Origin of the sequence: Arthrobacter sp. A5 (assembly GCF_051131705.1) — a bacterium.
In the GTDB taxonomy this organism is placed as follows: Bacteria; Actinomycetota; Actinomycetes; order Actinomycetales; family Micrococcaceae; genus Arthrobacter_M.
This window is the reverse complement of sequence record NZ_CP180316.1, coordinates 3,988,085-4,010,231: the sequence shown is the minus strand read 5'-3', so window position 1 is coordinate 4,010,231 and position 22,147 is coordinate 3,988,085. Positions and strand designations below refer to the sequence as shown.

General features: G+C 58.7%; 23 protein-coding genes, 1 tRNA gene and 1 pseudogene. 17 read left to right on the top strand and 8 right to left on the bottom strand.

What is annotated here, in order from left to right:
• Positions 1-12 precede the first annotated feature (12 nt).
• The 4 genes from ACLLJI_RS19020 to ACLLJI_RS19005 all read right to left on the bottom strand — a co-directional run bounded on the left by ACLLJI_RS19020 (position 13) and on the right by ACLLJI_RS19005 (position 6,889).
• Positions 13-3,057 (bottom strand): type I restriction endonuclease subunit R, encoded by a 3,045-nt coding sequence (locus tag ACLLJI_RS19020; protein WP_434615650.1) that lies wholly within the window; start codon positions 3,055-3,057, stop codon positions 13-15.
• Positions 3,054-4,301, bottom strand: coding sequence for a restriction endonuclease subunit S (locus ACLLJI_RS19015; RefSeq protein WP_434615647.1), 1,248 nt, complete (start codon positions 4,299-4,301; stop codon positions 3,054-3,056). Before ACLLJI_RS19015 ends, ACLLJI_RS19020 begins: the two co-directional genes overlap by 4 nt.
• A complete protein-coding gene (locus ACLLJI_RS19010; RefSeq protein ID WP_434615644.1) occupies positions 4,298-5,866 on the bottom strand; it encodes a type I restriction-modification system subunit M in 1,569 nt (522 codons plus the stop codon). Before ACLLJI_RS19010 ends, ACLLJI_RS19015 begins: the two co-directional genes overlap by 4 nt.
• A gap of 234 nt (positions 5,867-6,100) precedes the next feature.
• A complete protein-coding gene (locus ACLLJI_RS19005; protein WP_434615641.1) occupies positions 6,101-6,889 on the bottom strand; it encodes a hypothetical protein in 789 nt (262 codons plus the stop codon).
• 158 nt (positions 6,890-7,047) lie between these two features.
• Here ACLLJI_RS19005 and ACLLJI_RS19000 point away from each other — a divergent pair, with 158 nt between their 5' ends.
• The 14 genes and pseudogenes from ACLLJI_RS19000 to ACLLJI_RS18935 all read left to right on the top strand — a co-directional run.
• Positions 7,048-7,356 (top strand): hypothetical protein, encoded by a 309-nt coding sequence (locus ACLLJI_RS19000; RefSeq protein WP_434615638.1) that lies wholly within the window; start codon positions 7,048-7,050, stop codon positions 7,354-7,356.
• 12 nt (positions 7,357-7,368) lie between these two features.
• Entirely contained in the window at positions 7,369-7,620 is a 252-nt protein-coding gene (locus tag ACLLJI_RS18995; RefSeq protein ID WP_434615635.1) for a hypothetical protein, read from the top strand.
• On the top strand, positions 7,617-7,823 hold the full coding sequence (locus ACLLJI_RS18990; RefSeq protein WP_434615632.1) for a hypothetical protein: 207 nt from the start codon (positions 7,617-7,619) through the stop codon (positions 7,821-7,823). Before ACLLJI_RS18995 ends, ACLLJI_RS18990 begins: the two co-directional genes overlap by 4 nt.
• Before the next feature lie 73 nt (positions 7,824-7,896).
• Entirely contained in the window at positions 7,897-8,424 is a 528-nt protein-coding gene (locus tag ACLLJI_RS18985) for a hypothetical protein (protein ID WP_434615629.1), read from the top strand.
• Complete coding sequence (locus tag ACLLJI_RS18980) at positions 8,421-8,621, top strand: hypothetical protein (protein ID WP_434615626.1); 201 nt, start codon at positions 8,421-8,423, stop codon at positions 8,619-8,621. Before ACLLJI_RS18985 ends, ACLLJI_RS18980 begins: the two co-directional genes overlap by 4 nt.
• A gap of 377 nt (positions 8,622-8,998) precedes the next feature.
• Positions 8,999-11,170, top strand: a complete 2,172-nt coding sequence (locus ACLLJI_RS18975) for a type IV secretory system conjugative DNA transfer family protein (protein ID WP_434615623.1) — start codon at positions 8,999-9,001, stop codon at positions 11,168-11,170.
• A 158-nt stretch (positions 11,171-11,328) separates the two neighbouring features.
• The gene (locus tag ACLLJI_RS18970) at positions 11,329-12,141 is read left to right on the top strand and encodes a replication-relaxation family protein (protein WP_434615620.1); all 813 of its coding nucleotides are present in this window, start codon (positions 11,329-11,331) and stop codon (positions 12,139-12,141) included.
• On the top strand, positions 12,134-13,138 hold the full coding sequence (locus ACLLJI_RS18965; RefSeq protein WP_434615617.1) for a DNA-methyltransferase: 1,005 nt from the start codon (positions 12,134-12,136) through the stop codon (positions 13,136-13,138). Before ACLLJI_RS18970 ends, ACLLJI_RS18965 begins: the two co-directional genes overlap by 8 nt.
• An 86-nt stretch (positions 13,139-13,224) precedes the next feature.
• Positions 13,225-13,539, top strand: coding sequence for a hypothetical protein (locus tag ACLLJI_RS18960; protein WP_434615614.1), 315 nt, complete (start codon positions 13,225-13,227; stop codon positions 13,537-13,539).
• Between the two features lie 97 nt (positions 13,540-13,636).
• On the top strand, positions 13,637-13,909 hold the full coding sequence (locus ACLLJI_RS18955) for an antirestriction protein ArdA (RefSeq protein ID WP_434615611.1): 273 nt from the start codon (positions 13,637-13,639) through the stop codon (positions 13,907-13,909).
• Positions 13,806-14,069 (top strand): antirestriction protein ArdA, encoded by a 264-nt coding sequence (locus ACLLJI_RS18950; RefSeq protein ID WP_434615608.1) that lies wholly within the window; start codon positions 13,806-13,808, stop codon positions 14,067-14,069. The genes ACLLJI_RS18955 and ACLLJI_RS18950 overlap by 104 nt, the downstream gene beginning before the upstream one ends.
• A gap of 122 nt (positions 14,070-14,191) precedes the next feature.
• Positions 14,192-14,575 (top strand): helix-turn-helix domain-containing protein, encoded by a 384-nt coding sequence (locus ACLLJI_RS18945; protein ID WP_434615605.1) that lies wholly within the window; start codon positions 14,192-14,194, stop codon positions 14,573-14,575.
• Positions 14,576-14,605: 30 nt separating this feature from the next.
• Entirely contained in the window at positions 14,606-15,253 is a 648-nt protein-coding gene (locus ACLLJI_RS18940) for an ImmA/IrrE family metallo-endopeptidase (protein WP_434615602.1), read from the top strand.
• Positions 15,208-16,065 (top strand): annotated as a pseudogene (locus ACLLJI_RS18935) (recombinase family protein); the annotation flags it as partial. The gene ACLLJI_RS18940 and the pseudogene ACLLJI_RS18935, both read left to right, overlap by 46 nt.
• A 246-nt stretch (positions 16,066-16,311) precedes the next feature.
• On the opposite strand, the gene ACLLJI_RS18930 reads toward ACLLJI_RS18935, so the two are convergent.
• The 4 genes from ACLLJI_RS18930 to ACLLJI_RS18915 all read right to left on the bottom strand — a co-directional run bounded on the left by ACLLJI_RS18930 (position 16,312) and on the right by ACLLJI_RS18915 (position 20,525).
• Positions 16,312-16,557 (bottom strand): hypothetical protein, encoded by a 246-nt coding sequence (locus ACLLJI_RS18930; RefSeq protein ID WP_434615599.1) that lies wholly within the window; start codon positions 16,555-16,557, stop codon positions 16,312-16,314.
• A 454-nt stretch (positions 16,558-17,011) separates the two neighbouring features.
• Positions 17,012-17,088 (bottom strand) — tRNA-Pro (locus tag ACLLJI_RS18925).
• 297 nt (positions 17,089-17,385) lie between these two features.
• The gene (locus tag ACLLJI_RS18920) at positions 17,386-18,333 is read right to left on the bottom strand and encodes a metallophosphoesterase (RefSeq protein ID WP_434615596.1); all 948 of its coding nucleotides are present in this window, start codon (positions 18,331-18,333) and stop codon (positions 17,386-17,388) included.
• Positions 18,334-18,338: 5 nt separating this feature from the next.
• Positions 18,339-20,525, bottom strand: coding sequence for a transglycosylase domain-containing protein (locus ACLLJI_RS18915; protein ID WP_434615594.1), 2,187 nt, complete (start codon positions 20,523-20,525; stop codon positions 18,339-18,341).
• Positions 20,526-20,561: 36 nt separating this feature from the next.
• Here ACLLJI_RS18915 and ACLLJI_RS18910 point away from each other — a divergent pair, with 36 nt between their 5' ends.
• Genes ACLLJI_RS18910 through ACLLJI_RS18900 form a run of 3 tightly spaced genes read left to right on the top strand, consistent with a single transcriptional unit; the run spans position 20,562 to position 22,139 of the window.
• A complete protein-coding gene (locus ACLLJI_RS18910) occupies positions 20,562-20,717 on the top strand; it encodes a hypothetical protein (RefSeq protein WP_283559033.1) in 156 nt (51 codons plus the stop codon).
• A gap of 2 nt (positions 20,718-20,719) precedes the next feature.
• A complete protein-coding gene (locus tag ACLLJI_RS18905) occupies positions 20,720-21,232 on the top strand; it encodes a RidA family protein (protein ID WP_283559032.1) in 513 nt (170 codons plus the stop codon).
• On the top strand, positions 21,216-22,139 hold the full coding sequence (locus ACLLJI_RS18900; RefSeq protein WP_434615589.1) for an NUDIX hydrolase: 924 nt from the start codon (positions 21,216-21,218) through the stop codon (positions 22,137-22,139). The genes ACLLJI_RS18905 and ACLLJI_RS18900 overlap by 17 nt, the downstream gene beginning before the upstream one ends.
• Positions 22,140-22,147 lie beyond the last annotated feature (8 nt).

The window sequence follows — 22,147 nt, the reverse complement described above, 5'->3', positions numbered from 1 at the left end:
GTTTGGATGTCATCACTCGCCTCCGCCTGAGCTGAGTCCAAAGAACCGCTCGAAGAAGGCGCCTAGTTTCTCAAGCACACGCTGCTTCTTCTCGCCATGACCGCCCTTGGCTGAGAATCGCGACACTGGAGGGAGTACCTTCGTGATCGCAGTGCCTGTTGTCTGGATGCTGCCGTCACGGAAGGCTGTCTCGACAAACACGCGGGTCTCTTCCGGTCTCAGGCTCTCAGACTCGATGATCGCATCAAGTTCGGCTTCTTTGCGGCCGGCGATGAAAGCGCGCCACTCTTCGTCGATTTCACCGGTAGCCGAGACCGAATCCACGAACGCTTCGATGAGATCCTTCTTGTTGCGTAGGCTCGGGCTGGCATCGACGGCACGCGAAATTTCAGCGCGGATTTCCTTGTCGTCGCCATCACCGCGCTCGTCGCGATACTTTTGCACAAGCATGAGGATGTAATCAACGTTGATTTCAACCTGTTTGATGAGCTCAATTTCGAACACGACATCGTCATTTATCGACTCCTTGGCCGAGTCCTTGTCGCGGCGGAACTCGGCATAAAGGTCCAAGTAGACGCTGCGGTAGTCCTGGCCTTGTCGATCTGTCAGAATCTCTTGGCCGGCAAAGTCGTCAAAAGACGTCAGGATATTCTGGAGCCGAAGGATGGTGCCGAAGAGGGCGATAAACGCCTTTTGTGCCGCCTCGCCGACGATCGGCGTACCGAGCGGGAAGTTCTCCAATAGCTCAGTGACTTTGTCGGCGTACTCGTCGTAATACTCGGCGTATGGCTTGAGGATCACGATGCCCTGGGCATTCTTGTTACCAAAGAGCGCAATGGCGTCGTTGGTCTCTTCCTCGAGATCGCGGAACGTGATGATGTTGCCGTAGGTCTTGACTGAGTTGAGAATGCGGTTGGTTCGCGAATATGCCTGAATGAGACCATGTGCCCGCAGATTCTTGTCGACGAAAAGCGTGTTCAGTGTCGTGGCGTCGAATCCAGTAAGGAACATGTTGACCACAATGACGACGTCGATCTCGCGCTGCTTGAGACGCAGCGAGAGGTCCTTGTAGTAGTTCTGGAACTTGTCAGCGGAGGTGTCAAAGCTGGTGCCGAACATGTCGTTGTAGTCCTGGATTGCGTCCTCCAGGAAGTCTCGCGACGAGGCATCGAGTGCAGTTGTTTCGAAGCCCTCCTCGTCCAGAGCGCCATCTTCCACTGCTTCGTTCGCTGCGTAGGAGTAGATGAGACCAACCTTTAGCTGACGAGCTGGCGGGAGGTCACGTTGCTGTATGAAGAACTGATTGTAGTAGCGCTTGGCGGCCTCAATCGAGGCGGTCGCGAAGAGCGCATTGAAACCATGCATTCGCTTGCCAGCGAGCGAGTAGTGCTGAGCTCGCTTCGTTTTCTGGTCGAAGTGCTCAAGTATGTAGGCGGTGACCTGCCGTAGCCGCTCCGGTGCAAGCAGTGCCTGCTCTGTGTCGATGGCGGACACCTGTTTGTCCGTGAGACCTTCCGGAAGCTTGATGGTGTTGACGTAGTCAATACGAAACGGCAGAACATTTTTATCGGTGATCGCGTCAACGATCGTGTAGGTGTGCAACTTGTCGCCAAACGCCTGCTCAGTAGTCTTTAGCTGCGGGTTGCCACCGCTGCCCGCATTTGCGGCGAAGATTGGCGTGCCAGTGAAGCCGAAGAGGTTATAGCGCTTGAAAGCCTTAGTAATCGCGGTATGCATATCACCGAACTGTGAACGGTGGCATTCGTCGAAGATGATCACAACGTGGCCTGAGTAGATCTCGTGTCCGGCGTTCGCCTTGATAAACGTCGCAAGCTTCTGGATGGTTGTGATGATAATCCGCGCCTGGGGGTTCTCAAGCTGCTTCTTGAGTACTGCTGTCGAGGTGTTTGAGTTGGCTGCGCCCTTCTCGAACCGGTCATACTCGCGCATCGTCTGATAGTCGAGGTCCTTGCGGTCCACGACGAACAGCACCTTGTTCACGGTAGGAAGTTTCGAGGCAAGCTGCGCGGTCTTGAAGCTCGTCAGCGTCTTGCCCGAGCCTGTGGTATGCCAGACATAGCCGCCTGCAACGACGGAACCCAGCTGCTTGTAGTTTGTCGAGATGTCGATCTTCTGCAGGATCCGCTCCGTGGCCACGATCTGGTACGGCCGCATGACCAGCAGCATCCGGTCAGCTGTTAGGACGCAGTATTTCGTGAGCAGGTTCAAGATGGTGTGCTTTGCAAAGAACGTTTTTGCAAACGCTGTCAGATCCTGAATCGGCTTATTCTGAGCGTCGGCCCACCACGAGGTGAACTCAAATGAGTTCGATGTCTTTCGCGCTTTCTTCAAGCCGGCGGCATCGGCCAAATGCTGACGACGAGTCGTGTTGGAGTAATACTTCGTCAGCGTCCCGTTACTGATGACGAACAGCTGCACGTACTCGAACAAGCCGGACCCAGCCCAAAAACTATCGCGCTGATAGCGGTCGATCTGGTTGAACGCTTCGCGGATATCGACACCACGGCGCTTCAGCTCGATGTGGACCATAGGAAGACCGTTGACCAGCACGGTTGCGTCGTAGCGTGTGGAACGTGCAGCACCGCCTTCGCCCTGTCCGATCTCGTACTGGTTTATGACCTGAAGGCGGTTGTTATGGATATTCGCCTTGTCGATGAGCAGGATGTTCTTCGTCGAGCCGTCATCGCGTCGCAGTAGCTGAACGTGGTCTTCCTGAAGTCGTAGGGTCTTCTCGGCAATGCCATCATTAGCGCCTATAATTCGCTCCGTGAAGAAGGTATCCCATTCGCTGTCGCTGAAGGTGGTGCGATTCAGTACTTCCAGCTGCGCACGGAGGTTCGTAATGAGTTGCGGCTCGCTCGTGACGGGCAAGTACTCGTAAGCCTGAGACTGCAAGAGCTTGATGAATTCACGCTCAAGATCGGCCTCAGATTGATAGGCCGCATCGATTGGACTGTCCGGGATGTACTCGGCAACGACCGTACTTTCACTACTGACTGCAATCGGGTCATATTTTCTAGTCATTGCTTCACTCATGCCGCGATCTCCTCAAACGTAAGCACCTTCTCGCGGTAATACTCGTATTGCTTTCGACGGGCGGCAATTTCCCCTGGAAGACCGGTGCTGAGGTCGTTCACTAACGAACTGAACTTGTCGAGAATTGCGACGATGCGTTCTTGCTCGCTGACTGGTGGTAGGGGGATCGCGATCTTCGCGAGGCTTTTGGCCGACACGTCGATCACCTTTGTGCCCGATGCGTATTTTCGCTTTGCGACTGCGAACTCGGTTGTCTGAAAGTAGTACGCAAGGTATTTAGAATTTTGTTGGTGTTTAATAACAGTGGCATGGCCACCCGTAACAGCTTGCTCCTGTCCAAGCCAAGCCACTGTTTTGCCGACGTCTTCCAGGTTTTCGCTCGTATTTGTAATTACCAAGTCGCCGGGGTCTACCTTGGCAAGCTTGGTTGCTTTCTCGGGAGATACGAAGGACATGGTCTCCGTAGCTGAGGTGCCGTAATGGGTGTAAATCTGTCCATAGTGGATAGCCGCAACGCCAGAGTCGGTGAAGTCGGTTTTTGGCATACCGTTCCCACGGACAAGAGTCGAGAACTCACCTAGGGGGAGCTTTGGAGTGTCCGAGTCAGTAAACGCCAAGAGAGAGTCGCGGTAGTGTGCATACTGCCGGCGACGAGCATCCAACTCCGTTGCGAGCTGCGATTCCAACTCCGATTCGAGCGTCGCGAATGCGTCAAAAACGCTCACAATTTCCTGTTGGACTGCAACGGGCGGAATGGGGATGCGGAATGAGAAGAGTTTGGCACTTTCAATCGACGAAACCGATCCGCCAGTCTTGCGAGCGAATCGAAGGATTTCCTGTCCTCGTGCGCGTAGTTGATGGAGAATATAACCCGGCAAAATGTCTTCTCGGGGCACTACTGCTTTCATATCCTGGTTGAGCGCAGCAGGGACAGGGACTAGTGCGGTGGGTAGGATCCGATCGAGGATGCTAGAGCGGACGACCATGGCGATTGAATTGGCTGGTACGAGCCTAGTTGCAGATCCCTGAACGGCGGCCTCGGTGATGTGGTCGACAGTTGAATCGATGATTGACCTACCGCTCATATCCTTCGGTGAGATCCAAGGTATGGTGCCGTTCTCCCAATAAGCCGTTCGAGCTTTCGAAGGTGTACCACCTCCAAACCATTCACCTATACCAGACAGGGGTTCGTACCGAACGCCTTCGGGGCAGAGTTCTTGGACAAGCTTGTCGATTCGGTTCACAGAGAACCATCCAAGCTCGCGATGATTTCATCTATGGCTGTGCGAAGTTCCTGCTGGCGCGTAACACCCTGGGCGATACTCGCGTTCAATTCGGTGATGTCGGTTACTTCACGCGTGTCTAGTTGCTCTACATAGGAGGAAACTGCAATGTTGTAGTTATTCGCAGATATCTCTTCGTTCGTGACAAGCCGTGTGAAATGATCGATTTCTCCGCGCGCGATGAAGCCCTCGAGAATTTTTCGCTGGTTTTCCTCAGTAAGTTTGTTCTTATTTCCACCTCGCACAAACTCTGCTGAGGCGTCGATAAAGAGGACTGCATTATCCTTCTTGGATTTCTTCAAAACGATGATGCAGGTCGCAATTGTGGTGCCGAAGAAGAGGTCGGGCGGGAGCTGAATCACTGCGTCGACATAGTTGTTGTCGATGAGGTACTTGCGTATTTTCTGTTCCGCTCCGGATCGGTAGAGCACTCCGGGGAACTCGACGATCGCGGCCGTTCCGTCCACGGCGAGCCAAGACAGGATGTGCATCGTGAAGGCTAGATCAGCCTTCGATTTGGGCGCCAGAACACCTGCGGGAGCGAAACGAGGATCGTTGATTAGGAGCGGGTTCGAATCGCCATCCCACCTGATCGAGTAAGGAGGGTTGGAGACGATCGCTTCAAAGGGTTCGTCGTCCCAATGCGCGGGATCGATTAGGGTATCGCCGTGGGCGAGATTAAACTTTTCGTAGTTGAGGTCGTGTAGGAACATGTTGATCCGGGCGAGGTTGTGGGTGGTCAGGTTGATTTCCTGGCCATAAAAGCCCTGGCGGACGTTTTCCTTGCCAAGTACTTTTGCGAACTTTAGAAGTAGGGAGCCTGAGCCACAGGCCGGGTCGTAGACCTTGTTCACGGATGTCTTGCCTACCACCGTGAGGCGGGCGAGTAGCTCTGACACCTCTTGAGGGGTGTAGTACTCACCACCGGATTTACCCGCAGCTGATGCGTACATCTGCATGAGGTACTCGTAGGCATCACCGAAAGCGTCGATTGTGTGGTCGGAAAAATTGCCCAGCGTAAGATCACCGATGGCGTCAAGAAGCTTCACGAGCTTTTCGTTCCGCTTGGCGACCGTGTGACCGAGCTTGCCAGAGTTGACATCGAGGTCGTCGAAGAGACCCTTTAGATCGTCCTCGGCATCAGTACCGACGGCCGAGCCCTCTATGTTCTTGAATACGTTTTCGAGCGTCTCGTTGAGGTTTTCATCGTTCGCAGCGCGCTTACGTACGTTGGCGAAGAGCTCAGAGGGGAGGATGTAGACACCCTTCTCAGCGACTGTCTCTTTGCGCCCAAACTCGGCTTCCGAGTCCGCTAGTTCTGCATAGTCGAAGTCCGGGTGACCGGCCTTTCGCTCACCCTCGTTGATGTAGGCCGTGAGGTTTTCTGAGATGTAGCGGTAGAAGAGGATCCCGAGCACGTAGCTCTTGAAGTCCCAACCATCGACGCTTCCGCGCAGGTCGTTCGCGATCCGCCAGATCGTCTTGTGTAGCTCCGCGCGCTGCGCTTCCTTGGTGACTCCGGCCATGGTTGTGTCTAAACTCCTTGCGCGTGCGCGCTTACGTGATCCCCTGAGGCTTCGTAATCAACTTAGCAGCGAGCACTGACAGATCTGTGCAGCAGTGCACCGCGTGCTCTTCAGGTGGAGCGTCGCTGCCCGGGAGCTTTGCTCCCACCGGACGCGACATCTGCTCTGATTTTAACCTGAATTGCCTTTTTCGTAAATCATTGGGTGAGGCGGCGGTCAGTAATTCGCTTCATATCATTTCGCTGACACCGCCGACTCTGTATTACGGGTCTTAAATTCGACGCGACGGACATCTATTCGGGCCGAACTGTTACGCTCTACGCTTACGGTCGCAAAGAGGCCAGGGTTCATGAAGTGAGCACCAAGCATCCAACTCACCCAAACGGGCATAACCCAGTGAATTTCTATAGTCGTAACCGGCTCGTCGAGGTCCGGCCCAGAAGGATCGAGAGAGACACTGATCGACTCGAATGCTCTTAGCATGTGGGACAAGTTTGATTCCCCAAGCGCGAAAGGAAGATCTTGCTCCACGCCCTCGATAAACACCTTCGGCCGGCGATATGCCATGCCCTCCGGCACCTCTATGCTGATGCCAACCGAAGATATGCTCTCGCTCTGGTTCTCAACTTGAGCTGCATATACATTACCGAGCGGACGGTCATATAAATACCCGTCGCGGATTATCTCGCTGAGTTGAACGGCACCTCTGTCACTGCGGCGAAGAATTGTACGCTCCGTCACGAAGCGCTTCCGGGAACATTCCTTAAGTCGCTGGTCAAGGTTGTCTCCTGCGGTATCCATCCCACTCGTCTCGAAGAACGCGCGGATCGTGCCGTCCTCGCCGTCGTCGTGTATAGCCGCAAGGTGCATAAGTACATCGAACGTCTGCTCCTCGCTCCCGTGCCCGACGAAGTCTGTCAGCTGATCGTGTCCCGACAATCGCTGCCGTGTGAGCGGACCGAGGCCGCGCCGAAACGTCCGTAGCTCCTTGTGGATCTCCTCTCGTATCGGGTCATCTGCCATCAGTCGTTTCCTGCGGTTCGTCCTTGCCGGCTGTTTGTGAACAGCCCCAGTAGGGTGTCAGTTTAGTGTCAGTGACGCCGCCACTATGCTACTGCATGCTGGATGTACGGCTTTCGCTCAAGAGGGCGAACCGAATTTCTAAGCAGGAAGGCATACCGATGTCTGAACTTATTCCTCGCCCAAGTGGCAAGATCACCCCCTTCAGCGCCCCCGAGGGGTTCTCGCGTTCCGAGGGCAAGTCTCTCCAGCGCCGCCAGAACGCCGAAGTGGCCAACGGCCTCGTCACAGCGGCGCGTGTCCAGGCCGCCGGCTATGTCGCCGCAACAGGTATGCACCTGACCGGTATGTTGAGCCGGGAGGTGCAGTTCCAGTCCGACGGCGATCCGCGCACATCGGAGCGGCTCAACTACATCGCAGATTCCTTCGCCGAGTACGCGGCGTGGGAAGTACGCCGGCTCCAGCGGTAGCGGGGTTCGGCCATGAAGCACGAATTTGTAAATCCGCTGAAGCCCATTGACTACATGGAGCCCGAAGTGCTGCAGCACGAGGCCGCTGTCCGTCTGTTTATCGGGCGGATCGCGACGCTGGTGGATGAGTTGGACTCCGCAGCGAGGGCAGTCAAGGCTGACTCGCCAGCGACAGCGCGGCATCTGCGCTTAATTTCGCAGCAGATGTCGGCCATGGCTCTGACGGCGCTGGAAACCTGGCCGAAGGGGCCGCGGCGGTCATGACTGCCATCTTCTGGATTGCCATCATGATCACCTGCGCAGCTTCCATTGCGGCCGCGTACCTTGTCGTTGCTGACTACTGGCGCGACCGGATGGCTCAGTCTCAGGATCAGATTTTCGGCATCACCGAGGATTCCCACGAAACGGTTAGCCGCCTCGATGCGGCGTATCAACAAGCCCTGCGGGACATGCGCCGGCGTCAGTAACGGCTGGCCGCTAAGTTCGATAGCTCGGCTGCTACACCACTTTTTACATGCCTCTAGAAAGGGGTTACTTGTCATGCCCGAATCATTTACGTCAAGTGAGCTTGTCGCAGCGCAAAAGCGACTCTCTGACTATGTCATCGACCAGGCCCACAAGATTGAGGGCCGTCTGTACTTCGGATGGGAACCGGCAAATGACGCGCCGGAAAAGTACAAAGATCTGTGCGAAGCCTTTGCCGCCTCGCAGAAGAATGGACGCCCGCTACCTGTCTCCAACGAGAACAGCAGCAGCGTGGTTTTCGGCTCGCCGGAGGTCAATATGGCCTACCGCTACGTTCACGATGTTGCCCACGTTGAGCAGGGTTTGAGCTTTTCGTCTCCGAATGAGTTCGAGCTGGCGCGCTGGCTGATGCGGCGATTCGAACGCGCGGGATTTAGCCGGAACGATCTTGAATGGCATCTATTCGAAGGCGACGCCGTCGGCCAAGTCATGTTCTATGCCGTCACGAAACAGTACGTCGGGGATCAGCTGCAGTTCGCACTCGACTGCGTGAGGCACGGTTTGAACACAGGCATTTACCTGGAAATGGAGCGTCAGCGATGAGCGTTGATCCGAATCCCAGGTCCTGGTTTGACCGGGTGATTGGCGCCTGCATGTCAGTTCTGCTGGCCGTTGTCGCACTTTACTGCGCGATTCAGGTGCTTCAGTCCATCCTGCCGTTTCTGATCGCCTGCGTCGGCGTCGTTGCCATCATCTGGGCGGTATGGGCAGTCATCCAATACCGCCGAAATAGGTACTAAATCCATCGCCGCAGCGCGGCAACTACAGCTCTTCCAGTCGGTGTTGTGATTTGCGCAAAAATGCTTGAACGTTCAACTTATTGAACGCATACTAAGCCTCAGACATCGTTCAATTTGTTGAACGTTTGCCGCCAATCACAACACCGAAGGAAGGAGGGAATCAACTATGTCTACTAGCAACAAACGTCCTGGCCGGAGTCGTCAGGCTAGACCGCGTAGAGGCGGCCGGATTGTCGTCCGGGGAGTCGAGCGCGATCGTCCTGACCTTCGTAAGTTGAGTCGCGCCGTCATCGCCATGGCTCAGGCGGAAGCAGAGCGGGAAGCCCAAATTCAGCACGAGCAGAAAAGCGTCCAGCGTACTGCGGAGGATTCGAACGATGAATAGTTCCGATCCTATCCTTCGACAATTAGTGTGGCAGGAGATTTTCTGGCCCCGCCCGCTCGACGATGAGCAGGCCATCAACCTGCTGCGTGTATGGAGTTCGCAGAGTCACGCACCGCAAATCATTCTGGAGGCCCGAGCGGATAAACAGGGCATCCGCTACATGGTTGGCACGCAGCGACGACAGGCGCCTGCAGTCCGCCGGGACATCGAACGTCTGGTCGTTGGGGCCATCGTTGTCGCCGATGATGCTTCCCGGTTACCGGCCCAGTCCGCCCGCCGGGTTTCCGTCAACATGCCTGCACAAGCTCTAGAGCCTCGGGATCCGGAAGGTTCAACACGAGCTGTCTTGGCTAGCCTGACGGCCGTCCATGGAAACGAAAGCCTGGTGGTCCAGATCATATTGGGGCCGAGGTTCATTCCTCAGCTGACTCCTCATGCTGTTGCCCAAGTCGATCAGGGAATCACCTCGCTTATCCTCACTGGCGTGCAGCCGGAGCAGCGTCGGGCGATCAGCCGGCGCATCGAAGCGAAGCAAGGCGACCATGGCTTCGCTACCTTCGTTCGCATCGGCGTCAGCGCATTCGAGGAAGATCGTCGGCGAGCCCTAATAGGCGGCGTGGTCAATGCATTCCGCTCGATGGTGGCGCCAGGGCTCCGCTTTCGTGTCCGCTTTGATCAGACCCATAAGCTGAACAACCCTAGTTCTGAGTGGCCGCGCTTCGCTTCCGGTCAGCGGCTGTCTGCCGTCGAGGTGGGCCTGCTCAGCGCATGGCCGGTTGGTGAGGGTAAGGTTGCCTACCCTGGGCAGCCGCCAGCTCATCCACGGCAGATCCGACCGTCTTTTACGGTGTCGGACGCAGATCGAATTGTGGGTCGGGCGACAGCCCCCGGTGCTGGCGATGCCCGGCTGGGCCTAGCGCCAAAGGATAGCTGCCACCATCTGTGGGCAATGGGACCCACCGGTGTGGGCAAGAGTTCCATGCTGCTCTCACTCATTATCGGGGACATGAAAGCTGGGCGCAGCTGTGTCGTCGTCGAGCCCAAAGATCTGATTCGCGATGTACTAAAGCATGTTCCCCCGGAGCGGCAGGCTGATGTCATCGTGCTGGATCCGTTAGATGACGTGCCTGTAGGGATCAATCCACTCGATGGCCACGGGCGGAGTCCGGCTCTCGTCGCCGACCAGCTATTCGGCACGTTCCACGCTCTCTACGGTGACCAGCTCGGTCCTCGAAGCTCGGACATTCTGCGGCACTCCCTATTGGCACTCGCCCAGCGGGAGGACGCCAGCTTGGCCATGCTGCCCATTCTGCTCAACAACAGAAAGTTCCGGCAGTCGGTCACCCGCCAGATCGCGAGTGATGACCCATTTTCGGCGGGACCCTTCTGGCACTGGTATGACCAACTATCCCCAGAGGCCAGTGCGCAGGTGACGGCACCGCTAATGAATAAGCTACGCCCGTTGCTTGATCCGCATCTTCGTCACGTATTGGCGCAGCCAACGCCACGGTTCAATCTTCGCCAGGTGCTGACGGAGCGGAAGATTCTGCTCGTCCCACTTCAGAAAGGGGTGCTCGGACCCGAGGCCGCTCAACTATTAGGAGCCATGGTCGTCGCCGAACTGTGGCAGGCCATTCAGGAACGCGCCAGCATTGCAGCCAAGAAACGCCACCCGGTCATGATCTACCTCGATGAGGTGCAGGAGTATCTGCGACTACCGACCGATATGGGGGATGCACTGGCAACTTCGCGCAGTCTCGGCGCTGGGTTCCATGTGGCCCACCAGTACCTCGACCAGTTGCCCCAAAGCATGCGCACGGCATTCGAGGCCAACTGTCGATCCCGAGTCTTCTTTCAACTCGCATCCAGGGACGCCAAGGCGGCCGCCGCCATGGCACCTGGTCTTGAACCGGAAGACTTCATGGCGTTGCCGTCGCGTCACATCTACGCGCAGCTTGTCCGCAAGAGCGCAGTGACTGACTGGGCATCCGGCGTCACGTTAGACATCCCGAAGCCAAACTCGTCACCGGACAAGATCCGGGCCCTAAGTCGCAGCCAGTTCGGTCAATCAAAAGACGTCATAGAACGTAGGCTTCGAAGCATTCTGACTCCTTCTCCTGAGTCCGGCGCAGTTGAGGGTCGCCGTAGAAGGAGCCATCCATGACTGTCGAGCGGACTCTACCGGCCGGCTACCCGACCGCGTCGATGCCAGCGGATACATCTGCGCAGGTCAGCGAAGAATTAGCACCAATTGGGGCGCCGAATACCGGTGCTGTACCTAGCGCCGGAGCCCATACTGGCCCGCGCATAAGTCGGCGTTGCTTGAACGATATTGAAGGCCGGCTCAGTGAACGCGATCGCGCTGTCCTGTGGTCTGTGGAGCGCTATCGCTTCTTGACGGCGCGTCACATCGAAACCTTGCATTTTGCCGAGCACGCGACGGCAGAATCGGGTGCTCGAACCTGCCGCCGAGTCCTGGCAAGACTACGAAGCCATCGCATTTTGGGCGTCCTCAATCGGCGGATAGGTGGTGTCCGGGCAGGTTCGGAGGGGCTGGTTTACTTCATCGATACAGCCGGCGAACGCATTCAACGGAACCAGGAGTCTAGTCGCCGACGTAAGCGCTTCGACGAGCCATCGTCACGATTCCTTGATCACACTCTGGCCATAGCCGACGTTGCTGTCAGCATCATCGCCGCTGCATCCGAATCGGGCGCAGAGGTCGTAAAGCTGGCTCCGGAAGGCGAGGCCCGTCGCCACTACACGGACCGCCTTGGCGTCGGTCAAGTGCTTCGACCAGACCTGTATGTTGAGCTCGCTGCCCATCCCGGGGATCAGGATGTTGAGGCGTTCTTCGTTGAAGTGGACCTTGGTCACGAGAGCCTGCCGACCGTCCTCGGCAAGTGCCTGTTGTACGAGGAATATCTCGACACGGGCATCGAACAGCGTGAATTCGGCGGCTTTCCAAAGGTCGTCTGGGCTATGGATGCCTACCGCCCAAACGTGGCAGAGCGCCGCCGCCAAGCATTTCTGACGGCAATGCAACGGAACGCCAGGGTGACCCGGGGGCTTTACCGCATCACCGCCTTGGAGGAGGTCGCCGCTCAGCTCATCCGGGAGGTTCGCCATGACTGAACCGGTCAACGTCTTGTACGTCGGGGACGCTTTGGACCAGCTCCGAAAGCTCCCGACCGGATCGGTGGATATGTGCCTGACGAGCCCACCATACTTCCGATTACGTGACTATGATGCCGACGGCCAGATGGGGCTCGAAGCAGATGTGGAGGCGTGGGCTGGCGTGATTCGGGCCGTTGCACGCGAGATCGACCGCGTCTTAGTCCCGACGGGCACCTTCTGGCTTAATCTCGGCGATACGTACGCCAACCATCCTCGCCAAGGCGCGCCGTCCAAGAGCCTGCTTCTGGTGCCAGAACGCGTAGCTCAGCTACTGCAGGACGATGGATGGATAGTCCGCAACAAGATCATCTGGGCCAAGCCGAATCCCATGCCAACCAGCGTGCGCGACCGGCTGACAGCGGCCCATGAGGTGATCTACCTGTTCGCGAAGCAGGAACGCTACTACTTCGACCTCGACGCCATTCGCGTGCCGCATCTGTCGAAGCCTGGTCGGCCACCTCGTGCCTCATCGCGACGTCCCGCCAAGGAAAGGTGGCGGGGGCCCAATGCCGATTCGACGACCGGTCTTGCGGACATGAAAGCTCGTGGAATTGTCGGCCATCCCCTCGGCAAGAACCCTGGGGACGTCTGGACAATCGCCACGGCCGCTGGCAAGGGCAGTCACCACGCCACATTTCCTGAACCGCTTGCTATCCGTTGTATTCAAGCCGGAACCCCAGAAGCACGTTGCGCCATCTGCCGCGCACCGTGGCGACGACCAATCCGCAGGCTAGGGCAGACCGCCATGCGGCTGGCACTTCAGGCGGGCTGCAGTCACGACGAGGATCCAGAGCCCGGCATCGTCCTTGACCCCTTCATTGGCAGTGGCTCGACCGCCGTCGTCGCTGAATCGCTCGGCCGTAATTGGTTGGGTATCGAGCTGAATCCCACCTTTGCTCGGGAAGCGCAAGAGCGGATCACAGCAGCTCGTTCGCGTTCGCCACCAAACGGATAGCGCCCAGACAGCTCGTCGGTGCGCTGCGGCCGGTGACGAGGATTCCATTCCGGAGTCCCGCCGGTCGCACAATCCGAGGAGTTGTCATGACGACACCTACCACTGGCGGGGACCGCCAGAACCCGGCAGGAGTGAAGACTCTTGCCATCCGGCTCGAACCGGAGGTCCACATCCAGCTGACGCTCATTGCGCAGCTGCGGGGAAGCACGATCACGGATGAGATCAGAAAGGCCTTGATGGCGCACATCGCCGGCATCAAGGAGAACACTGATCTGGCATCTCAAGCCGAATCCGCCATCGCGGAAATCGACCGAGAAGCTGCTGCCCGACGGGAGGCTATCGCTCAGCTGTTCGGCACCGATCAGGAAGCGGCCAAGCCCCGCGCGGCACGCGGACGCTAGTTCGAGCACCACCGGCAGGGACGGCGTGAGCAGCGCTCTATCGAGAGCGCCTCCGCTGTCCTTGCCACCACCCACCGCATAAACGAAAGGAGGACATATGAACCACGAACAACTACCCGAGCCCACTCCAGAACGAGACAGGGGCACCACCCCCGCCATCTACGTCGCATCGCTGGCTGACTACAACAATGGGCGACTGCTCGGCACCTGGATAGACTGCACTGGCCGAAGGCATCACCAAATATGGCCCCGCCTTCGCCGCATGGGTGGACTACTCCGGCCTAGACGCCGAAGATTGGCACTACTTCGAAGAGGCCTACCTCGGCGAATACCCCACGCTGGAGGCATACGCCGAGCGGATCATCGATGACATGGGATGGCAGCAGGAAGTTGACGCACACCTGCCAGAGTCACTGAAGCCGTACGCCAAAATTGACGCGGACGCGATGGGCGAGGACTTGCGACTCAGCGGTGAGATTTACGTGATCGAATCTGACTCCGGAATCTACGTCTTCAATAGCCGTATTTGACCTTCCGGAATATTAGGAAGGCCTTCCTGCCTTGACGAAATTTCTGTTGTGGAATTCGCTTAAATCGTTGAAGGAATTGAACGATCGATTCATAATACAAACAGAAATTGGAGACAGAACAAATGCAGAAAAAAGACATTCAAGGCTTAGCCGAAACAATCCGGAAGCAGCGGCAGAGGCTGGGTCTTTCCGCGAGCGAAGTCGCCCGGCAAGCAGGGGTCGCGAAGGGAACGATCACCCGGCTAGAGCTGGGACAGATTGCCAATCCCCGCATGGACAATCTTCGCGCCATCGCCGACGTTCTCCAGCTTCCACTGACCGACATCCTGGCCGAATCGAGCATGCTGCGCGGCTCCGACCTACCAACGCTCAATCCGTACCTACGCACGAAATTCAAAGGCATGCCGGACAGCGCAGTCCGTGAGATTGAAGAGCATTTTCGCGATGTAGCCGCCCGGCACGGCATCAATATAAATACCGGGCCCGCACCCGGCGAGGACGAATAACCAACTACTTCTCAGAGAAAGGAGAAAGCCATGACCAACGAACATATCACCACATATATCGAACGGAGCGTTCTGGCTACTCTCCGCGCGCTCATCCCGAACCGAGAGGTTCGTTCCCACTCTGAGGCAAGGCAGGTGGCCGAGCACCAAGCCATCCGACTCTTGGCGCTCCACGGCATCGAGGACGGTCCAGTGCCAGTTGAATTCATCGCCGACCTGCCCAAGGTTGAAATCGAGATGATCGACGCTCCGGTCTCAGGGGCCAGCTTCTGGAACGGAAGCAACTGGATCATCCAGCTCAACAAGCACGAGAATTACAACCGTCAGCGTTTCACGCTTGCCCACGAGTACAAGCACATCATCGACCACAATCGTGCCGACGCTTTGTATATCGGAAGTCGTGACGCATCTCCTGCTGAACAGGCCGAGCAAGCGGCTGACTACTTCGCCGGATGCCTGCTCGTTCCGAAAAAGCTTCTCAAGCGTGCCTACTACGGTGGCATGCAGCGAACGGCTGATCTCGCAGCACACTTTCAAGTATCCGAAGCTGCGATGACCGTGCGACTGCGCCAAACAGGCATCGCCGAGCCCGTCCCCCGTTGCACACCCCAAAGCACGCCGTTCTCCCGTTCATGGCAGTACCGCATGAATCACCGCACCCAAACACAAGGAGTATGACTATGACCATCGAGGAAATCGAGGCACTGAAACCGCGTAAGGCAGTTCTGTATCTTCGGGTATCGAGCAAGAAGCAGACCCAAACAGCTGTTGATATCGATAAGGACGGGAACTCCATCGCGACGCAGCGTGACATCTGTGGTCAAAAGGCCGAAGCGGTCAACGCCGACATCATGGAGGAATTCGTGGAGCCCGGTGTGTCGGCCCAAACGATCGAGAAGCGACCCGTTTTCCAGGCTCTGCTGAAGTTCCTGCAGGACAACCGCGACGTTGACTATGTGATTGTTTACGCCCGCTCGCGTGCGTTTCGTAACTTCACCGATGCGGCCATCACGCGGCGTCATCTCGACAAGCTGGGCGTGCGCTTACTTTCCGCCCGTGAGGACTTCGGTGAGGGCACGTACGCGGAAGCTATGGAAGCCGTCACCGACATCATGAACCAGGTGCAGAACCAGCTCAGCGGTGAAGACATCCGGATCAAGATGCGCAACAAGGCCATTAATGGCGGCACGGTCGGTAAGGCCAAGATCGGGTACCTCAACATCCGAAAAGACATCGACGGACGCATGATCAACAGCGTCGGGCTCGATGAAACTAGAGCGCCGCTCGTGCTCAAGGCCTTTGAACTGTACGCCACCGGGAAATACTCCATCGAGCGGCTGGAAGCGACGATGGCGGACCTCGGTTTGACGAGCCGTCGGACAGCTCGATACCCGGAGAAGCCAGTCTCCGCCAGCCGGCTGCATCAGATGCTCAAAGATCCGTACTACGTCGGTTACGTCGTCTACAAGGGCGATGCTTATCCGGGACGCCACGAGCCGATCATCGGGCAAGACCTTTTCGATGAGGTCCAGGAGATCATGAGCTCGCGCAGCGGATCAGGCACCAGGGATCGCATTCACAATCACTTCCTCAAGGGGATGATCTACTGCGGCAAGTGTCATCGGCAGGGTCGGGAAAGCCGCGTCATCTATACGCAGGCGAAAGGGCGCGGAGGTACGGTTCACGAGTACTTTTTCTGTCGTGCTCGGCAGGAAGGTCAGTGTGATCTTCCATATTTACCCGCCTACCTCGTCGAAGATAGTGTGGCCGAATCCTACGGTCAGCTCGTGCTGGACAAGGAGTTCGAGGAGGACATTCGCGCCAGACTCGAAGAAGCCCTTGTTGGTGAACAGCAGGACATAAAGGAGATGTACGCGAAGTACAGGAACCAGCTCAAAGAAGTTGAGGCCAAGGAGAGCCGGCTCGTTGACATTGCGGCCGATGGCATCCTGCCGCAGTCGAAGGTCCGGGAGAAAATGCATGAGCTGCGCGTTCAACGTTCCCGCATCGAAGACAGCCTGGCGAACATCGGCGAGCAGATCGCGGTAGGTGGTCAGCTTCTTGCCAAGGCGATTGATCAGATCGCCGACCCGAAGTCTTACTACGAGAAGGCGACAGATAAGGTCCGGCGGCTACTCAACGAATCCTTTTATCACCGATTCCTTGTGGATCAGAACGGCTCGGTTGGAACAGACATGAATCAACCGTTCGATGACATCTTCGCGGCCCAAACGGCCTACCGATCGATCAAACCCGCGTTGGCGATGTCCGTCCATGGATCGACCCAATCGTCCGAACAAGGGGTCATTTTGGGCGTTTCAGGCGTACTTTCCAACCAGTTCCCGGAAAACAAAGATGGCGCCGATTTCTCGACGCCACCTCTGTTGTTTCAACTAAAGTCGATCTACTTGAACCATGGTTCGAATAAAGAGACTCTGGTCGGGGTGACAGGATTTGAACCTGCGGCCTCGTCGTCCCGAACGACGCGCGCTACCAAACTGCGCCACACCCCGATCCGCTGTCCCTCCCCGTCCTTTTTCAAGTTCGGGAAAAGCAACCTCTCAAGAATAGCGGATTTTGTGCGGCATCGCGAAACGAGACCATCCCCGGCCAAACTGGGTCGCAGTTGCGGCACTCATACCGGAGTTTGAGTGCCGCAACTGCGACCTAGTTGGGGGACGGGAGGGGAAGGGGGGTTGCGACCCAGTTGGGGGAGCGGAGCGGACGGGAGGGGAAGCGGGACTAAGACGGCCGGCGCACAGCCAGATGGCGGGCAGTCTACCCTCCATAGCCCGCCATGCAGCGACGAATTAGGCCCGGGCGGTGAGCGTGAGCAGGACCGCTTCGGGTCGGCAGGCGAACCGGATGGGCGCGGTGCTGGAGGTACCGATGCCGCCCGAGACGTTGACCGGCGTCGTCCGGCCGTTGTGTTCCCAATCGTTGAGGCCCTTGGCCCGCCAGGTGGGCAGATCGCAGTTGCTGACCAGCGCTCCGTAACCGGGGATGCACACCTGCCCGCCGTGTGTGTGTCCAGCCAGGATCAGATCGGCGCCGTCCTCCGTGAAGCGGTCGAGCACGCGCTGGTACGGGGCGTGCGCCACCGCAATCCGCACGTGCGGGGAAGCGTTTTGCCCCGATCCGGCGGGCCAGCCGGCAAAGCGTTCCCGGTTCAGATGCGGATCATCGACGCCCGTGAACTCAAAGCGGACCCCGCGGAGTCCCATCGACTGGTGGCGGTTGGTCAGATTGATCCACCCTGCCATGCCGAAGCCAGCGTGCAGGCCTTCGGTGTCCAGCCTCTTGGGCTGGCGTTTGGCAATTTTCCCTTCGGCCAGCTTGGACGGACCAGTCAGATACGACAGCGGGTTCTTCAGCATCGGGGCGAAGTAGTCATTGGATCCCGGAACGAAGACCCCGGGAAACTCCATCAGCGGGCCCAGTGCCTCCAATAGCGGCGGGATGGCGTTGACATGGCTGAGATTGTCGCCGGTGTTCACCACCAGATCCGGGCTGAGTTCAACAAGACTCTGTAGCCAGCGTGTCTTCTTGCCCTGTCCGGGGCTGAGATGGATGTCGGACAGGTGCAGTACCGTGAACGGGCCGGACCCGGCAGGCAGGCAGGGTACGGTCTCTCGGCGCAGCTCAAACCAGTTGCGTTCCACCAGCGCTCCATAGGCGGTGCAGGCGGCAGCCGTCCCCGCCGTCACGGCAAGGGCGGCCAACCAGCCGTTGGGCCGGTGTGCGGATGTTTCAGCCATGCCGGCTACTGCTTTGGAGCCGTGGTGGCGGGAGGACTGCTGGACGGTGGCGTGGACCTCCCGTTGGATGGGGGAGCCAACAGGTTCGTTGGTGGCGCCACGAAGGTACCGCCCGGGTAGAACTGGACCGCTTGTTTCATATAGTTCTGCCACTGCGGCCCGGCAATGTAGGCACCGTCAACCTGCGGGTAGAACTTGCCTTTGTAGGTGTAGTCCGTCGCGTACCGGGTGGCGCCTTCCTTCCAATAGCCCCACCAGGACGCCGTCGCCAGCTTCGGCGTGTAGCCGATAACCCAGGTCTGCTCGGAGCCGTCGGTGGTGCCGGTCTTGGCTGCTGCTGGCGTGCCGATGCCCAGCCCGTAGGCGGAGCCCTTGGTGACCACATCCTGCAGCGCGTAGTTCACGCCCGCCGCGACCTCGGGTTTGATGGTCTGCTTGCAGTCCGCGCCCGGGACGGGGTACGTCTTGTTCTGGTAATCCGTGATGGAGGTGATGGCCGTGGGGTTGCAGTACACGCCGCCGCTGGCAAAGGTGGCGAAGCCGTTGGCCATCGTCAGGGGCGAGACGTTCTTTCCGCCACCAATCAGGCTCGAGATGGTGCTGGTCCAGTCCAGCGCCGTTCCGTTGCCGGCATCGTGGAGGCCCATCGCCGTACCCATGCTGTTGAGGCCGCACAGATCCAGCTTGGCAGCCGAGGCAAAGGTTGCGGTGTTGATGGACTTCGTGATGCCGTTCAGCACCGTCATCGGCGAGTAGTAGCCCGGTTCATCGTTGGGCAGCAGGAAGCTGCCGGGCTCGGACGGATCATAGGCGCCGAAGTAGTGCTGGTCCGGCACACAGGTCGCTTTCCAAGGGAAATTGCCCGGGTAAAGTCTGCGGCTCGCGTCAACCGTCTCATTCATCGAGTGGCCCTCGTTGAGCCATTCGGCAAACGTAACCGTCTTCATGGTTGACCCGGGCTGGAACCCGGCGCCGCCGCCGTCGCCCTGGTCCACATTGAAGTTCAGGTTCGTATTGCCGAGCGCTTCGACATTGGAATAGATGGTGTTCTGGGCCATGGAGAGGATCTTGCCGGTCCCGGGCTCCACCGTGGTCAGCGAGGTTCCCTTCTGATTCGGGTCATCGGCAGGCTGGGTGTCATTGACCTGATTCTGCGCCGCAGTCTGCAGCCGCGGGTCCAGGGTCGTCTGGATGGTCAGACCCCCGCGGTCCAGGAACTTCTGGCGCTCCTCGGGTGTGCTCCCGTAGGCCGAGTTGTTCAAAATCGTGTGCCGGACGTAATCGCAGAAGTACGGCGCCGACGCGGCGGAGATGCAGCCCTGTTTGCTGGGCTGCAGGTTCAACGCAATCGGGCTGGCGACGGCGGCGTCGTGATCGGCCTGGCTGATCTTTCCAGTCTGCAGCAGCTTGTCCAAAACCAGGTTGCGCCGGGCCAGTGCATGGTCCGGCTCCTTGACCGGATCGTAGTACGTAGGACTGTTGACGACGCCGGCCAGCATGGCGGCCTCCGGCAGCGTCAGATCTTTCGCGGAGACGCCGAAGTACAGGTTCGCAGCCGCCTCGATGCCGTAGGCGCCGTTGGCGAAGTAGACGATGTTGAGGTAACCCTTGAGGATATCGTCCTTGGAATACTTCTTCTCCAGGGCGATGGACAGCTTCATCTCGCGGACTTTGTCGCCGATGGTCTTGTCGGCTCCGAACTTGATCTGGTCCGACTGCCCGTTGGCCTCCTGCGTGGCGATGATGACGTTGTTGACGTACTGCTGTGTCAGCGTGGAAGCGCCCTGCCGGCCGCCCTGCGCAGTGGCGACCAGTGCACGGAGAATACCGGTGCTGTCGATGCCGCCGTGCTCGTAGAAGCGGGAGTCCTCAATGGCAATGACACCCTCCTTGATAAAGGGGGACATGGCATCGAGCCCGACCTGCACGCGGTTCTGGTCGTAGAACGTGGCGATGACCGAGCCGTCATTGGCGAGGACCTTGGTGGACTGCGAGGGAGCGTCGATCTTCAGCTCGCTGGGCAGATCATCGAAGTAACTGATGGAGTTGCTGGCAGTTGTTCCCGTCACCGCCACCGCGGGAACCATCAGGCCAGCGACCAGGACACCGCAAATACCGCTGACAGCAAGGAACCCCAGGATCTTGCCCAGGGTCGTCGCCGTGTCGAAAAGAGGGTTCTTCAATGCTGCCATTTTCCCAGTTTACCGGTAAGGGCTACGCTTTAGCTCATGACCAAATGGGAGTACGCCACGATTCCGCTCATCATCCACGCCACGAAGCAGATTCTTGACCAGTGGGGCGATGACGGCTGGGAGCTTGTGCAGGTCATCGCCGGACCGGACGGCAAGGGTCTGGTCGCTTACCTTAAGAGGGAGAAGCAGTAGCCGTGACGGAGAACGAAAACGCAGCTCAGACGCGCGAAGCCGCCCCGGCGTCGTCGGCCGTTGAAGCCCGCCTGCGGGAGCTCGGACTGACCCTGCCCGACGTCGCTGCCCCGGTTGCCGCCTACGTACCTGCCGTGGTGTCCGGCGACCACGTTTACACGTCCGGGCAGCTGCCCTTTATTGACGGCAAACTCACAGTCACCGGCAAGGTCGGTTCCGCCGGCGTGTCCGCCGCGGAAGCGAAATCGCTGGCCGCCGTGTGCGCCGTGAATGCGCTGGCCGCGGTCAAGAACGCGATCGGCGATCTGGACCGGATCACCCGCATCGTGAAGGTGGTCGGTTTCGTCTCGTCTGACCCTGCCTTCACCGGACAGCCCGGTGTTATCAACGGCGCGTCCGAGCTGCTGGGCCAGGTTTTCGGCGAGGCCGGCGTGCACGCACGGTCCGCGGTGGGCGTGGCTGTGCTGCCGCTTGATTCACCCGTCGAGGTTGAGCTGATTGCTCAGTTCCAGTAGACCCGCGGGGACGCGGACGTTCCGGCTGCTCCCCGATCAGCTGGCGGCGGCCCGGACGTGGGTGGAGTTCGGCGAACGCACCCCGAGTAAGCCGCGGTCTGCGTCGTCGGTGGTTCTGCTCAAGGACGGTCCGGACGGGTTGCAGACGTATCTGGGGTACCGCAATGGGGTCTCACCGCTGGGCCGGGTGTCGTTCCCCGGTGGCAGTATTGAGGCGCACGACGACGACGCGATGGACTGGGTGGGCCCGTCGCCGGCGACGTGGGCCAGGAGCATGGGAATGGCCGACGAATCGCTGGCCCGCCGCCACGTGGTGGCCGCCATCCGCGAGACCTTCGAGGAGACCGGCATACTGCTCGCGGGCCGGGATGCGTCCTCGCTGGTGGAAGGAACCCAAGGGGCGGAGTGGATGGCCGCCCGGGAGGCGATCGCGGATCAGGACAAGACCTTCCCGGAGATGCTGGCAAAGCGCGGACTGGGCCTGCGCACCGATCTGCTCAAGCCGCTGGTGAACTGGCTCAGTCCGGACTTCGCCCATCGCCGGTTTGATACCCGGTATTTCGCCGCCGCCGCGCCGGTGAACCAGACCCCGTCGCTGCTCTCCAGCAGGGGTGTCTGGGCACGCTGGGCCAGCGCCGCGAAGCTGGTCTCCGGCCGTGAAGGGGTGTCCTTGGGGGACGAAATCGGGCAACCCGATACGGTGGGCCTCACCCTGTCCGAGCTGACGGTACCCGGTTGCGAAATCATTTTGGAAAAGATTGCGTCCGCGCGCGGCTGCATTGCCTATTTGAACCATAAGCGTTCCGCGGTGGCCTACCAGCCGCGCCTGGTCGAGAAGGACGGGGAGTTCTGGCTGGAGGTTGCCTCGGCACCGGTCTCCGAGGGGGCAGTCAGCCGGGAACGCTGACGGGCTAC

What these genes read in the sequence shown, in the direction of transcription:
- ACLLJI_RS18975 (WP_434615623.1), top strand. Translation starts at nt 8,999, where the DNA reads ATGAATAGTTCCGATCCTATCCTTCGACAATTAGTGTGGCAGGAGATT.
- ACLLJI_RS18980 (WP_434615626.1), top strand. Translation starts at nt 8,421, where the DNA reads ATGAGCGTTGATCCGAATCCCAGGTCCTGGTTTGACCGGGTGATTGGC.
- ACLLJI_RS18930 (WP_434615599.1), bottom strand. Translation starts at nt 16,557, where the DNA reads ATGCATTTTCTCCCGGACCTTCGACTGCGGCAGGATGCCATCGGCCGC.
- ACLLJI_RS18995 (WP_434615635.1), top strand. Translation starts at nt 7,369, where the DNA reads ATGAAGCACGAATTTGTAAATCCGCTGAAGCCCATTGACTACATGGAG.
- ACLLJI_RS18940 (WP_434615602.1), top strand. Translation starts at nt 14,606, where the DNA reads ATGACCAACGAACATATCACCACATATATCGAACGGAGCGTTCTGGCT.
- ACLLJI_RS18985 (WP_434615629.1), top strand. Translation starts at nt 7,897, where the DNA reads ATGCCCGAATCATTTACGTCAAGTGAGCTTGTCGCAGCGCAAAAGCGA.
- ACLLJI_RS18960 (WP_434615614.1), top strand. Translation starts at nt 13,225, where the DNA reads ATGACGACACCTACCACTGGCGGGGACCGCCAGAACCCGGCAGGAGTG.
- ACLLJI_RS18990 (WP_434615632.1), top strand. Translation starts at nt 7,617, where the DNA reads ATGACTGCCATCTTCTGGATTGCCATCATGATCACCTGCGCAGCTTCC.
- ACLLJI_RS19020 (WP_434615650.1), bottom strand. Translation starts at nt 3,057, where the DNA reads ATGAGTGAAGCAATGACTAGAAAATATGACCCGATTGCAGTCAGTAGT.
- ACLLJI_RS18915 (WP_434615594.1), bottom strand. Translation starts at nt 20,525, where the DNA reads ATGGCAGCATTGAAGAACCCTCTTTTCGACACGGCGACGACCCTGGGC.
- ACLLJI_RS18965 (WP_434615617.1), top strand. Translation starts at nt 12,134, where the DNA reads ATGACTGAACCGGTCAACGTCTTGTACGTCGGGGACGCTTTGGACCAG.
- ACLLJI_RS18920 (WP_434615596.1), bottom strand. Translation starts at nt 18,333, where the DNA reads ATGGCTGAAACATCCGCACACCGGCCCAACGGCTGGTTGGCCGCCCTT.
- ACLLJI_RS18945 (WP_434615605.1), top strand. Translation starts at nt 14,192, where the DNA reads ATGCAGAAAAAAGACATTCAAGGCTTAGCCGAAACAATCCGGAAGCAG.
- ACLLJI_RS19000 (WP_434615638.1), top strand. Translation starts at nt 7,048, where the DNA reads ATGTCTGAACTTATTCCTCGCCCAAGTGGCAAGATCACCCCCTTCAGC.
- ACLLJI_RS19005 (WP_434615641.1), bottom strand. Translation starts at nt 6,889, where the DNA reads ATGGCAGATGACCCGATACGAGAGGAGATCCACAAGGAGCTACGGACG.
- ACLLJI_RS18955 (WP_434615611.1), top strand. Translation starts at nt 13,637, where the DNA reads ATGAACCACGAACAACTACCCGAGCCCACTCCAGAACGAGACAGGGGC.
- ACLLJI_RS19010 (WP_434615644.1), bottom strand. Translation starts at nt 5,866, where the DNA reads ATGGCCGGAGTCACCAAGGAAGCGCAGCGCGCGGAGCTACACAAGACG.
- ACLLJI_RS18910 (WP_283559033.1), top strand. Translation starts at nt 20,562, where the DNA reads ATGACCAAATGGGAGTACGCCACGATTCCGCTCATCATCCACGCCACG.